This is a genomic window from Desulforegulaceae bacterium (assembly GCA_034006035.1).
In the GTDB taxonomy this organism is placed as follows: Bacteria; Desulfobacterota; Desulfobacteria; order Desulfobacterales; family JACKCP01; genus JACKCP01.
The window spans coordinates 193,164-206,507 of record JAVETN010000002.1 but is presented as its reverse complement, the minus strand read 5'-3'; the positions used below and the strand labels follow the sequence as shown (position 1 = coordinate 206,507).

The following is a 13,344-nucleotide window of genomic DNA, read 5'->3' as shown; positions in this document are numbered from 1 at the left end:
ATGACTTTTTATAATATAGTAGCTTCTACTGAAGAGCAAACTGTAGTTGCTGAATATATTTCAGAATTTGGGGGTGAAGGAAAAAAGCATCAATCAGAAGCTGAATTGGAAAAAGAATTTATCAGCCTGCTTAAAGAGCAGGGCTATGAATATTTAAGCATATTATCTGAACAAAACTTTATTGATAACTTAAGAAAACAATTAGAAAAGTTAAACAATATTACTTTTTCTGATAAGGAATGGGAAAGATTTTTCAAAGAGTCCATTGCTTCTGCCAATGAAGGAATAATAGAAAAGACCAAAAAAATCCAAGAAGACCATATCCAGGTACTTAGGCTTGACAATGGAACTTCAAAAAATATTTATCTGATAGACAAAAAAGACATTCACAACAATAGATTACAAGTTCTTAATCAGTACGAAGAAGACGGTGGAACTTACAAGAGCCGTTATGATGTTACTATTTTAGTAAATGGCCTTCCTCTTATTCATATAGAATTAAAAAGAAGAGGAGTAGCCATAAGGGAAGCTTTTAATCAAATTAACCGCTATCAAAGGGATTCTTTTTGGGCTTCCCATGGGCTTTTTGAGTATGTTCAGCTCTTTATTATATCCAATGGAACTCATACTAAATATTATTCTAATACAATAAGAGATACCCATATTAAAGAACAGCTAAAAGGCAGACAAAAGAAAACTAATAAAACATCCAATAGCTTTGAGTTTACTAGCTTTTGGGCAGATAACAACAATAGAATTATTTCAGATTTAGTTGATTTTACCAAGACTTTTTTTGCTAAACATACTATTTTAAACATTTTAACTAAATATTGTGTTTTCACCAGTGAAGATTTGCTTTTGGTAATGAGACCATATCAAATAGCTGCATCAGAAAAAATTTTAAATCGTATATTAATATCTACTAATTATAAGAAAACCGGAACAAAAGATGCAGGTGGCTATATTTGGCATACCACAGGTTCTGGTAAGACCCTAACTTCCTTTAAGGCTGCAATACTTGCCACAGAAATACCCACAATCGATAAGGTTATTTTTGTAGTAGATAGAAAAGATTTAGACTATCAAACCATGAAAGAATATGATCGCTTTGAAAAAGGAGCTGCTAATGGTAATTCCTCTACTAGAGTACTTCAAAGACAATTAGAAAACAAAAACCAGCATGGTGGTTATGAGGATTATAAAATAATAGTAACTACCATTCAAAAACTAGATGTCTTTATAAAAAAGAATAAGAAACATGATATTTATAATAAACACGTTGTTCTAATCTTTGACGAGTGCCATAGGTCTCAATTTGGTGATATGCATAGGGCTATTATTGGAAACTTTAGGAATTACCACATATTTGGCTTTACAGGAACACCCATATTTGCAGCCAATGCACCATCTGGAGGCAATCCAGCTTTCTCTACTACTGAGCAGGTTTTTGGCGAGAAACTCCATACCTATACCATAGTAGATGCTATAAATGACGGAAATGTCCTGCCCTTTAGAATTGACTTTATTAATACCATAAGAACACCAGCTCATATAGAAGATGAAAAGGTTTATGCCATAGACAGGGAAAAAGCCCTAGCTGCACCAGAGAGAATATCTGAAGTGGTAACTTATATACTAGACCATTTTGACCAAAAGACAAAAAGACAGTCCTTTTATTCCTTTACAGCTAAATGGGAGGAAAGAGAAAAAGATAGTAAAGAAATTATAGAAAAAAGAGAATCTAGAAGGGTGGCAGGCTTTAACTCTATTTTTGCAGTTGCCTCTATTCCTATGGCTATTAAATATTATAGTGAATTTAAGAAACAAATAGAGGAAAACAATAAAGACTTAAGAGTAGCCACAATCTTTTCCTTTGCTCCTAATGAGGAAGAGATAGACGGCATACTTGCTGATGAAAACTTAGATGCAGATAATTTAGATCAGTCATCTAGGGACTTTTTAGAATCAGCCATAAAAGATTATAATAAACTTTTTTCTACTAACTTTGATACTTCCTCAGACAAGTTTCAAAACTACTATAAGGACCTGTCTCTAAGGGTTAAAAATAGAGAAGTTGATATTTTGATAGTAGTAAATATGTTCTTAACTGGATTTGATGCTACCACTCTAAACACTCTTTGGGTGGATAAAAATTTAAGACAACATGGATTAATACAGGCCTTCTCAAGAACAAATAGGATTTTGAACAGTGTAAAGTCCTTTGGCAATATAGTTTGTTTTAGGGACTTGAAGGAGGAAACTGATAAGGCAATAGCTCTTTTTGGTGATAAAGATGCAGGAGGAATAGTCCTTCTTAAAACCTATGAAGAATATTATGAAGGTTATTCTAAAGACGGAGTCTATCAACCGGGTTATAGAGATCTTGTGAAAGATTTAAGGGCAAAATATAAATTAGGACAACCTATTATAGGTGAATTTGATCAAAAAGAATTTATAAAGCTTTTTGGCAAAATCCTAAGACTTAGAAATATATTAATTTCATTTGATGAATTTGAAAATGACAGGCTTTTAGGTGAAAGAGAGCTTCAAGATTATCAAAGTGTTTATATAGATCTTTACCAGGACTTTAAGGGTGGAAAAACTGGTGATAAAGAAAACATCAATGATGATATAGTTTTTGAGATTGAGCTTATCAAGCAAATAGAAGTGAATATAGATTATATTTTAATGCTGGTAGCCAAATATAAAGACTCTAATTGTAAAGATAAGGATATTTTGACGACCATTGATAAGGCTATAAATTCATCCATAGAGCTTAGGAGCAAAAAGGATCTTATTGAAAGTTTTATTGCCCAAGTTAATGCCTCTACTGAGGTAGATGAAGATTGGAAAATCTTTTTAAACGATAATAAAGAAAAGGATATAGAAAAACTAATCAAAGAGGAAAACTTGAGGGAAGAAGAAACTAGAAAATTTATTGATAATGCCTTTGAAGATGGTTTCATAAAAACTACAGGAACAGATATAGATAGGATAATCCCTCCAATATCTAGGTTTGCTTCTAATAGTAGGAGTATTAAGAAACAAACAATAATCGACAAGCTATTGGCTTTTTTTGAAAAATACTTTGGACTGGTATAAGAAAAAAACTTTTATGCTATTTCATATTTAAAGATATGACAATCTGGGTATAGGTTATTGGTCTTTTTTTTTAAGTAGCGAAATTTTTTTAAGAGAAATAAAAATCTAAAACCGGGTGGTAAAATGCGAGCTGGAATTGTTGTTAAAGAAAGTGATTTAAAAGTTAAAAAAACTTCTAAAGATTTCGGAGCCTGGCTTGAAACAAAAGGTGTGGAGGTTATTTTTAGAGAAAAAAAAGATCATTTAAGCCCTCCAAATCCTTTTACTGCACCCAAAAATTTGGATATTATTTTTGTTTTAGGGGGAGACGGAACCTTTCTTTCAGCAGCAAGATGGGTTGGAAAAAGTGAAATTCCTTTAATGGGTATAAAATTTGGAGAAGTAGGGTTTCTTGCAGAAACAGAAGGCTCAATGCTTTATGAAGCCGTTGAAAAAGTTATAAACAAAAACTTCTCTGTTGAAAAAAGAATGAGATTCCAGGTTGAATTAATAAGAGAAAACCAGGTTGTTTTTTCCCAGCTTGCATTGAATGAAGCAGTAATAGGCAAGTCAGGGCCGGCAGGGCTTTCAAGAATTGATATTGAAATTGACAGCCACCATGTAACCAGATATTCGGGAGACGGACTTATAATATCCACTCCTACAGGATCTACGGCATATTCCCTTGCTTCAGGAGGGCCTGTGGTCCATCCTGTTATTGAAGCAATGCTTCTTGTTCCCATTTGCCCGTTTACTTTGACCAACAGACCGCTTATAATATCTGACAAAAGTACAATTTGTGCAAGACTTTCGCCAAAGTCTGCTTCTCCTCTTAAGCTCAGTGTTGATGGACAAAAGGAGGCCGAGCTGTTTCACGGAGACTGGGTGATAATAAAAAAGTCCAGTCCCGTTCACCTTGTAACCCTGCCAGACCAGTCTTATTTTGATATACTTAAGACCCGGTTGAAATGGAGTGGAGAGAGAATATGACCAACCAAATTTCATTTGATATGTTTTCATTAAAAGACCAGCTTGAAACCTTGAGTTCTTTTCATCCTTTTTATGAATACACCATAGATAGGTTGCAAAGGGTTTCTATTATAGGCAATCTTTTGAGAAGACAAAGTTCTTTGTTTTTTAAGGATATTGAAAAAGGGCAGCCCCCTGTTATTTCATTTAATTACGAGATAATTATGGATGCCCGTAAATTTGACAAGCCTGTTAATTATGCTCTTACAAAAATTATTGAAAGAAGGAGCGATGAAAAAAGAAGAAAAGAAGAAAAAGAGAAAAAAGAAAGGGATTTAAGAACTCTTGCTGATAGAAGAAATGTTGAAATTACTCCCCTTGCAGCATCTGATGAAACCAAGATCAGGCCCATTATAATTATTGATCCAAGGTCTGGGGGAGGGCCTGGAATAGCAGGTTCAAAAAAGAATTCAGAAATTGGGATGGCTCTTCAGGCGGGGCATCCTGTTTATTATATTATATTTTTTCCTGAGCCCGAAAAGGGTCAAACCCTTGAAGATGTAAAAAATGCAGAAATTAAATTTATTGAAGAAGTTATCCGGCTTCATCCTAATGCCCCAAGACCCTCTGTAATAGGAAACTCCCAGGCGGGATGGGCACTTGCAATGCTTGGAGCCGAAGAACCAGATCTCATGGGTCCTCTTATTTTAAATGGCTCTCCAATTTCTTATTGGGCCGGAGTTGAGGGAAAGCATGTAATGAGATACAGAACCGGAATTATGGGTGGATGCTGGTATGTGTCTTTTTTAAGCGATTTGGGAAATGGATATTTTGACGGAGCACATCTTATTTCAGGTTATGAGGCCGTAGATCCTGCAAATACGTTTTTTAGGCATCCTTACAGGCTTTTTTCCAATGCTGACAAGGGACACGGTAATTATTTGAATTTTGAAAGATGGTGGAATAGTTATTATATGATGACTGAGGAGGAAGTGAACTTCATAATCAACAAACTTTTTATTGAAAACAGTCTTGAAAAGGGCGAGCTGGGATTTAAAGACGGTAAAAAAATTGACTTAAAGGATTTAAGAGATCCTCTTGTGCTTTTTTCCTCAGATGCAGACAATATAACTCCTCCCCAGCAGGCATTGAACTGGATAGTAAAAGTCTGGGGATCTGTTGATGAAATTAAAAAAGAAAATCAGGTAATTGTTTATCTTCTTCACGATAATATAAGGCATATGGGAATTTTTGTATCTGATAGAATTGCAATAAAGGAGCACAAGGGAATAATAGAAAGTGTTGATAAACTTGGTTATCTTTCCCCGGGTCTTTATGAAATGATTATTGAAAAAAGCGACCCAAGATACAGTGAAAAAGAATATGATATAAGGTTTGAGGAAAGAACTTTTGAAGATATAAAAGATCTTGGTGATTCAGGCGATGATGATGAGTTGAGTTTTTATCCTGTTGTTTCAGTATCCTGGTGGAATGACAGGCTTTATATCAGAACTTTAAGACCTTTGGTCAGAGCTATGGTAAACAAATGGAACGCTCCTTTTATAAAAATGAATCACCCACAAAGAATTGTAAGATATGTTTTTTCTGATATCAATCCTTTGATGTATTTGTTTAAAGTAACTGGAAAACTCTCACACAGAAACAGGGTTCAAGCTACAAGGGAAAATCCTTTTGTAATCTGTGAGGAAAAACTTGCCGATTTTATTGGTGACTGCCTTGATTTCCAAAGAGACTTAAGAGACAAGTATCAGGAACAACTTTTTAGGCAAATTTATGGAAATCCCTTTGTAAGAGCAATGTTTCCTTCAACTTCAGATGAAAAAATTAAAAAAGAAACTTCCTCTTTTCAGTCTGCTGATAGATTTAAAAAGTACAGGGGAGGTTTTGAAGAGGCTGTTATAAGAATGATGGTTGCAGTTGCACTGGTTGATAAGTCGTTTAGTGAATATGAAATCAATGCCATAATTGCTGCTGCCAACACCCATCCTAAACTTAAAATTATTGACGATAAAAAAATAAAAACTATTATTCATCAGCAGTCTTCAGTTTTAAATCAGGATTTTAAAGGGGGAATTGAAAGCCTTGAATATCTTATCAAAAACCAAGAGGAAAGGCTTGAAGCTGTTGAAATGATGAAAAAAGTAGCTGCTTCTGATTTTGACACTTCTTCTGAAGAAGATAAATTGATAATTGAAGTGATGGAAATTTTTGATATTATATAAAATAAATTTACAAATTTTATTGATTAGATTCTAAATAAAAAAACCGGGAGCTTTTTCAGGCAACCGGTTTTTTGTTTATATAGTTTTTTCTGTATTTTTACCTATATAAATCCTTTTTTAAGTCAGCGTATCGAAGCATAACCACCAGGAATTCCTCCTTTTGAAAAAACAATCTGCCAAAGAGAAGTCTTCCTTGCTTTGAATATCCCGGCACACATGAGAAGATAGTATTTCCACATTCTGTATAATTCATTATCTTTGTTTTTTTGTTTTACTTCAGTCCAGTACTTATCAAAGTTGTTAAACCAGGCTTTTAAAGTTTTGTAATAGTCAAATCCAAAATTATGCCAATCTTCAAGAACAAAAAGTTCATCTGTGTTCTTTGTAATTTCACCTGCTTTTGGAATAACTCCTCCTGGGAAAATATATTTGAGAATCCATGGATCGCCTCTTCTTTGATCCTTTGGGGCTCCAATTGTATGAAGAAGGAACAAACCCTCATCTTTTAGTATAGTTTGCATGATTTTAAAAAAAATTTTAAAATTTTTTGGGCCTATTGCTTCAAACATTCCAACAGATACAATTTTGTCAAATTTTTCTCCTGGCTGAAGGTATTTTTCCGGGTATCTATAATCGCACAAACAAAAATTTACTTTGTTTCCGCAAAGGTTTTTTGCATAATTATGATGTGACTCAGATATATTTACACCTGTGACCCTGCATTTGTATTTTTCTGCCATGTATTTTGAAAGTCCTCCAAATCCGCTTCCCATATCAAGAACTTTTTCGTTTTCTTTTAAATCAAGTTTTTTGCAGATTAAGTCAAATTTGGCAATTTGTGCCTCTTCAAGGGTTTTTGCTTTATTCCAATAGCCGCAGGTATAGCTCATTGTGCTGCCAAGCATTTTTTTGAATAACTCAAGATCAAGATCATAATGCTGTTTTGCCACTCTTTTTGATTTTTTAAAGGTTTGCTGGTTAAAAATTTTGGCAATTAAAAGACTGGCTATTAATTTTATGTTTCTTTGGATTTTGTTTCTGACCTTTGCTTTTATAACCCTGTAGAAAAACTCATCAAGCTGTTGACAATCCCACCAGCCTTCCATATATGCTTCTCCAAGCCCTAGAGAACCTTTGGATAGAAACTTTTTATAGAATTTTTCATTGTGAACTTTGATATCCCATGGGTTATCGCCTATAGTAACTTCGGCCAGTTTTCCAAGATCGAGGACAAGAGATTTGTAACTCATTATTCTCCTCCTTAATATGCAAGACTGATCAGTTGAGGGACGAAATAAATTTTAGATTTTCAACCAATTGTTGGCTGAATTTTAGTGTTTACTTTAAAAAATATGAAACACCCAGTTTCGCTTTTAGTCAAGGAAATATTTGTTTTTTTATTTAAAGTATTACAAAGTAAAAAGTTTTTATTTTCTATAGTCCTTTAGTTTTAGAATTTGCTCTGCCATTTCAGTCAATGAAAGAGTTTCAATCCTGCTGTTTTTATAAAGGTCAAAGCTTTCATTGCTTTTTTCAAGATCTTTTATAGATTGATCAATTCCTGAAATATCAGAAAGATGAGAAACTCCCCATAAAGCACATCCTTTTACCTGGGGGTTTTTATGATCAAGTAAAACTTTAGTTACATATTTTGTATAATGGTCTATTTCCTGAGTTTCTTTTAAAATTTTTCCCACTGCCCAGGCAGCTCCGGGATGAAGAGCTTCATGATCAAGAAAAGATGAGCTTAGAGGATCTGAATAAGAAATTATTATTTTAAAAAATTCATTGAGTATTTTTTTATTATTTGAGGCTATTTCAGCCATTGCTTCAACAGAACCCCAGCCTATTCCCCCTGATTCTTCATTGAGATTCCACATCAGCTGTCTCATTAAGTCTCTTACCTGCTCTATATTTTCTTCAGCAGCATCTTTTGCCAAAAGACCTAAAAGCTCTGAAGCTCTGAATTTTATAAGAGGATCCGGGTCAAATAAAAGTCCTTTTAAAGGTCCTGCAAGCTGTTTGAACTTAAAAGAATTTAATTCTTTAACTGCCTCAGAAGGAGGGGCAGACTCAATTTTGGTTTTTATAAGTTTTTTTAGTTTTTTATAATTCAATTGTGCCTCCTTTTATAAATTTAACCTGGATTTAACAGGCTGAACAGATCTTGGCTTACAAGTTTTGAACAACAACTATGGCAAAGATTAAGTTCATATATAAATTATAAACTAAGAAGCTTATTTGAAAATTCAATGAAAAATATAAAAAGATGGGGATGGAATGGAGCGGGAGACGAGTTTCGAACTCGCGACATTCAGCTTGGAAGGCTGACGCTCTACCAGCTGAGCTACTCCCGCTAAAATAAAAAAATTGGAGCCAACGAAGGGACTCGAACCCCCGACCGGCTGATTACAAATCAGCAGCTCTGCCAGCTGAGCTACGTTGGCTTTCATTTTTACGAAACAATTTGTTATCAGAATATTTTTTGTTTGTAAAGAGGTGAATTGAAATTATCCAGTGATTGGCAAAAGTTGTTTACTTTGGGCAGGTAAATTAATCATAAAATTTTTATTTAAGTAATTGTTTGTTTTTCCCCTCTAAAGAGTTTGTTGTTATCCTTGAAAACCGATAAATCATTTGATTTTAACTAGTTACTGGATCTAATTTTTTTATAAAAATCAACTATAATAGCTATAAATTGATAAGTTCAATAAAAAAGTGTAAATATAAGTTTGGATAAACTTTTGTTTTTTATTGAAATAAAGTTTAAGGATGCTTTTATGAATAAAAATAAAGGGTTCACTTTTATAGAGGTAATTACAGTAATTGTTATTATTGGAATTATTTCTGCGGTTGCAATTGCAAAAAGTTTCAATTTTCAGGAAACAGCAAATGAAAATTCTGCTGTTGCAAAGTTTAAAACCCATCTTGTTTATGCACGTACAAACGCTCTTAATTCTGATAAAAAATGGGGAATAGGTTTAGAAGGTAATTTGGGTTATTATTTGTTTAAAATAGAAAATAATGCTTCTAAAAAACAATATCTCCCTGGTGAAGAAAATCTTGTTGTTAAACTTTCTGAATCTGGGAATTTAAGTATTTCAGGACACGATATTGTTTTTAATAGCTTTGGCCATCCTTCATTGCCTTCAGATTCTGAATCTACAATAACAGGTTCTGAATTTACAATAAATTTTTCTTTGGGAAATAAGTCTTTAAAAGTTCATAAATCAGGTTATATAAAATGATAAAACTTTCTTCTAAAAACGGGTTTACCCTTATTGAAATAATTGTCTCTCTTATAGTAGCTTCAATTTTAGCCAGTATTCTCATCACTTTAATGCAGTCGGTTTTTTCCAAAACAGGACAATCTCTTCTGGAAACCTCTGCTGCTCATCGTGTGGGAGTGGCCATGGACAGAATTACAGCTGTTTATACAGATACTGGTGCAAATTCAGCAGCTTTTCTTGAAAAACTCAGTGATGAGACTTCCAATAAAAACTTTAAGCTTATAAAAACATGGTATGACTCCCCGCCTTTTAACGATGAAGGTGTTGGTTCGGAATCAGGAGCATTATTTTTAAAAATCGAGATTATTGATAATTTATCTCCTTCAATATCTTTAACCTCAATTTTTTGGCTTAGGAAATAAAATGATAAAAAATATTGCTGATAAAAACGGATTTACCCTGGTTGAGATTATTGCAGTTCTTCTTATAGCTTCCTTTTTAACTGCTTTGGCAGGGCTTGGAATAGTTCAGCTTACAAAAAGTTATCTTATGGCAAAAGAATCTTCTTCAATTTCAAGCGAAGCAGACTTTGCTCTTATAAGAATAAGAAAAAGTGTGAGAAATCTTGTGGATATAGAATCTGCTTCTGATAATGAGCTTGAAATTGTAAGGGTAAATAATGAAAATATAAGGATAACAGAAAAGTTTAAAAAAGAAGATAAGTCTTTAAATCTTTGGGTTGATGGTGAAAACTTCGGGCCTTTAGCTCAAGGTTTTGAAAATTTTAAGTTCAGTTACAATAGCGGGAAAAAAGGCCAAGGCAACTGGGATATTTCAAAAGATGATAAAAAAGACCTTGAATCAGTAACTGCAGAAATTGAATATTTAAACCCTTTTAATACAAATCTTAAATTTAAAGATACAATTCTTCCAAGAAACACTTTTTATGGTTCGGGGCTGGACGAATTTACTCCGTCAACTCCAGGTGATGATGAACCTGATCCACCCCCTGGAGGAGGGGATGATCCCACCCCGGGAAATCCTTCTTGTTTTATATCAGCAGGAGAGTTTGAAAAAGCTTTAAGCTTAATTAAGAATATAAAAACAAATTTTTTATCCAATGAAAATTTTTCAACTTTAATTTTAAAAAAATATTCTTTGATTTGTTTTTTCATTTTTGGAATTTTTTTGGTTATGGGAAAATTTATAATCAGTTTTTTAAATAAGAAAAGAAAATTTTCTTTTGCTAATAATAAGGGCAGTATTTTAATTGCAATTATAGCTACAATTGCTGTTGCAGGTATTCTTGGAGCCGGAGCCATTGCTTTTTTAACTTCAGGAGAAAGCCAGAATGTGTCCAGGCTTTTTGGCCAAAGGGCATATTATAATGCTGAGTCAGGTTTTAGATATGCTTTATCTGCTATTATGGAAGAAAAAGATAATGACACTGCTTTTGCAGAAAATATAATAAATAAAGGCAAGCTTTTTAAAACCGGTGATTCAGAAGGGTTTTATCTTGATTTTCAATCCTATTATTTCAGGCCTTCTTCAGGTGTACTTGTATCTGTTGGAAATCCTCCTGATTCAATAAAAGCAGGTATAAACATTTCACAAGGGAAGTTTGAGCTTAAAGTCAAAGATAAGTCAAAAAGGGAAATTTATTCTGTTAAAGATATTAATTATGATTCAGGAAAAATCACAGCTAATGATTTTCCAAAAAATATGGATAAAGATGAAAATGCTTTTATTGTAATAAGTGCAGACGAAGACAAAATTGTTAGTGAAGGCGGTGAGATTAAAATCAAGGGAGAACTTAAAGCCTTTATTCCCCCTTTTAACGGAGTTGTGGCTATAAATGGACATACTCTCATGTATGAAAGGTTTGAGGGGGATACTCTCAAGGGTTTAAAGGCCTTGCCTTTATCAGGTAGTCAGTTCCCTGGTTCAGGGGTCGAAATTAATGATGATACTGATATTGTTTTCCGCAGATATGTAAAAATAGTTTCCACAGGGGTTGCTGGAGAAGGCAGTTTTAAAGAGGCAAGGGTTGTTCTTTCACGCAATCAGCCCCTTTATTCAAAAGACGATTTTGCAATTTTAAGTGAGGTTTTTGATGGACTGAAAGAATATGAAAAAAGTCAGAGTGTTATTGGAGGTCATAAGCTTGACAAAGATACAGGTATTTTAAAGGTTACTGAAACCAAAGGAGCTCCTCCAAAGGGAAAAGAAAGCCTTTTTGAATATAATTGGAGTGAAGAAGAAAAATCTTTTTTAGAAAAAATGTGGAAAAAATCAGGTAATACTCTTTCCTATGAAGGTCAGGTTAAAATTAAATTTACTGAAGATGAAGATGATCTCACTGGTGAAGCTAATTATCCCGGGAATTATATGCCGGGAATATCTTTCAGGCTTAGGGGAGAATCAGATTATTATGGAATTTCTTTTATGAGGGGTGTTACTGGAAAGACCAAAGGGGAGGATAACGATGATATTCCAGATGAGTTTTTTTATTTAGATAAAAAGGATAAAAAGAATCACCAACTAACAGCTGGTTGTGTTGATCCAATTTATAATATGGTAAGTTGGGATGAAGATCCTCCCCTTGATGGTATTCCCTATCTTGTTTTTTGGCAGAAAGAAGGAAAAAAGTTTGACTGGCTTTCTTATATGCCTCTTGTTAGTGCTGAACTGTGTATTATTTATCAGTATAGTCAAAGTAGTGAAAAAGTAATGTTTGATAGAACTGTATTTCTTGATTTTGAACTTGAGGCAGGAGATTATGCGGATTTTGGGTCTGTTACTTGGCTAGTTTCGGGAGGAGTATACTTGAAAGAAGTTCAAGTTCCTGAAGGTTTTGAAGTAACTCTTTATACTAAACAAAATTTTAAAGGCGAAGCTGTAAGCTTTACCCAGACTACAGGGTTTGGTTTGTTAGGAAAATTTTTTGCCTCAGCAAAAATTACTTATACCGGTGGTTCTGGCTATTATGATGGAGAATTGTCTGATTATACCTATGACAATTCATTCCTTGCATGGAAACTGACAGATAAATTTAATATTTTAAAAACACATACAATTGATGGTCAAGACAATATTTTAGGGCTTCCCGGAGAAATTAAAGTTAAAAATCCCGACGGGTCAGAAGATCTTATGGAAAATTTTGCTTATATTATTGTTCCAACAGATTTAAATGACCAGGAAAAAAAGAAAAACTATAATTACAGGCTTTATATGAAACCCTGGGTAACCCTGGGTTTTAAAATAATGGAACAAGAGGGTGATTTTAATTGTGATGGCAAGAATGAAAAAATAAATAAAGTCACTGCTTTTATAGGTTCAGAAGATGGTTTTTTAAAGGACGGAAAAACAAAGAGGAAAAAATATCTTAACAATTCAGAAAACTCAGAAGATTATTCAGTAAAATGGCCTTCCAGCGGAAATTATTTTACAAATGCTCAATGGGAAGGATTAGGTGTTAAAAAAGATTCAGATGAGCCTGATTTTCCAACAAAGGGAGGATATAGATTTAAAAAAGATAAGTCTATCTGGGGTAATATTGTTGCAAAAGATAAAGATTTAAATAATAAAATTGTTTTTAGTCAAACTTTTTTAACTCCTGATATTAATGACAAAAAACCTGAAAAATATTTTGATGATAACCCTGAAATCGGTCTTCATACCCTGGGAATTGATGCTTCAGAAAAGTTACCAGAAGATAAAAGAGAAACAATTTATTTTAAAGATTTTTACTTTCGCTTTCTTCAAGAAGGTGGAAGTTCAATTGATCTTCCCAGTATAGTAACAGAATAGGAGTAAAATTT

The 13,344-nt window shown here is 33.4% G+C and carries 8 protein-coding genes and 2 tRNA genes; 6 read left to right on the top strand and 4 right to left on the bottom strand.

Going from position 1 to position 13,344, the window contains the following annotated elements:
* The 3 genes from RBR53_02870 (at position 1) to RBR53_02860 (ending at position 6,293) form a co-directional block, all read left to right on the top strand.
* Positions 1–3,102, top strand: a complete 3,102-nt coding sequence (locus tag RBR53_02870) for a type I restriction endonuclease subunit R (protein MDY0131588.1) — start codon at positions 1–3, stop codon at positions 3,100–3,102.
* Between the two features lie 123 nt (positions 3,103–3,225).
* Positions 3,226–4,071: an NAD(+)/NADH kinase gene (locus RBR53_02865; protein MDY0131587.1), complete on the top strand. Its 846-nt coding sequence runs from the start codon at positions 3,226–3,228 to the stop codon at positions 4,069–4,071.
* Complete coding sequence (locus tag RBR53_02860; protein MDY0131586.1) at positions 4,068–6,293, top strand: DUF3141 domain-containing protein; 2,226 nt, start codon at positions 4,068–4,070, stop codon at positions 6,291–6,293. Before RBR53_02865 ends, RBR53_02860 begins: the two co-directional genes overlap by 4 nt.
* A gap of 122 nt (positions 6,294–6,415) precedes the next feature.
* On the opposite strand, the gene cfa is transcribed toward RBR53_02860, so the two are convergent.
* The 4 genes from cfa to RBR53_02840 all read right to left on the bottom strand — a co-directional run bounded on the left by cfa (position 6,416) and on the right by RBR53_02840 (position 8,740).
* On the bottom strand, positions 6,416–7,543 hold the full coding sequence (gene cfa, locus RBR53_02855) for a cyclopropane fatty acyl phospholipid synthase (protein MDY0131585.1): 1,128 nt from the start codon (positions 7,541–7,543) through the stop codon (positions 6,416–6,418).
* Between the two features lie 177 nt (positions 7,544–7,720).
* The gene (locus RBR53_02850) at positions 7,721–8,410 is read right to left on the bottom strand and encodes a hypothetical protein (GenBank protein ID MDY0131584.1); all 690 of its coding nucleotides are present in this window, start codon (positions 8,408–8,410) and stop codon (positions 7,721–7,723) included.
* Between the two features lie 164 nt (positions 8,411–8,574).
* Positions 8,575–8,650, bottom strand: a tRNA-Gly gene (locus RBR53_02845).
* 14 nt (positions 8,651–8,664) lie between these two features.
* Positions 8,665–8,740, bottom strand: a tRNA-Thr gene (locus RBR53_02840).
* Positions 8,741–9,073: 333 nt separating this feature from the next.
* Here RBR53_02840 and RBR53_02835 point away from each other — a divergent pair.
* From RBR53_02835 to RBR53_02825, 3 genes are read left to right on the top strand one after another with little or no spacing between them, the layout of a single operon-like run.
* Entirely contained in the window at positions 9,074–9,541 is a 468-nt protein-coding gene (locus RBR53_02835; protein MDY0131583.1) for a prepilin-type N-terminal cleavage/methylation domain-containing protein, read from the top strand.
* The gene (locus RBR53_02830) at positions 9,538–9,945 is read left to right on the top strand and encodes a type II secretion system protein (protein ID MDY0131582.1); all 408 of its coding nucleotides are present in this window, start codon (positions 9,538–9,540) and stop codon (positions 9,943–9,945) included. The genes RBR53_02835 and RBR53_02830 overlap by 4 nt, the downstream gene beginning before the upstream one ends.
* Before the next feature lies 1 nt (position 9,946).
* Positions 9,947–13,333 (top strand): type II secretion system protein, encoded by a 3,387-nt coding sequence (locus RBR53_02825; protein MDY0131581.1) that lies wholly within the window; start codon positions 9,947–9,949, stop codon positions 13,331–13,333.
* Positions 13,334–13,344: the final 11 nt, after the last annotated feature.

Bases quoted from the DNA above. Each gene is read 5' to 3' on its own strand.
- RBR53_02825 (MDY0131581.1), top strand. From the start codon at position 9,947: ATGATAAAAAATATTGCTGATAAAAACGGATTTACCCTGGTTGAGATT.
- RBR53_02865 (MDY0131587.1), top strand. From the start codon at position 3,226: ATGCGAGCTGGAATTGTTGTTAAAGAAAGTGATTTAAAAGTTAAAAAA.
- cfa (MDY0131585.1), bottom strand. From the start codon at position 7,543: ATGAGTTACAAATCTCTTGTCCTCGATCTTGGAAAACTGGCCGAAGTT.
- RBR53_02835 (MDY0131583.1), top strand. From the start codon at position 9,074: ATGAATAAAAATAAAGGGTTCACTTTTATAGAGGTAATTACAGTAATT.
- RBR53_02870 (MDY0131588.1), top strand. From the start codon at position 1: ATGACTTTTTATAATATAGTAGCTTCTACTGAAGAGCAAACTGTAGTT.
- RBR53_02860 (MDY0131586.1), top strand. From the start codon at position 4,068: ATGACCAACCAAATTTCATTTGATATGTTTTCATTAAAAGACCAGCTT.
- RBR53_02830 (MDY0131582.1), top strand. From the start codon at position 9,538: ATGATAAAACTTTCTTCTAAAAACGGGTTTACCCTTATTGAAATAATT.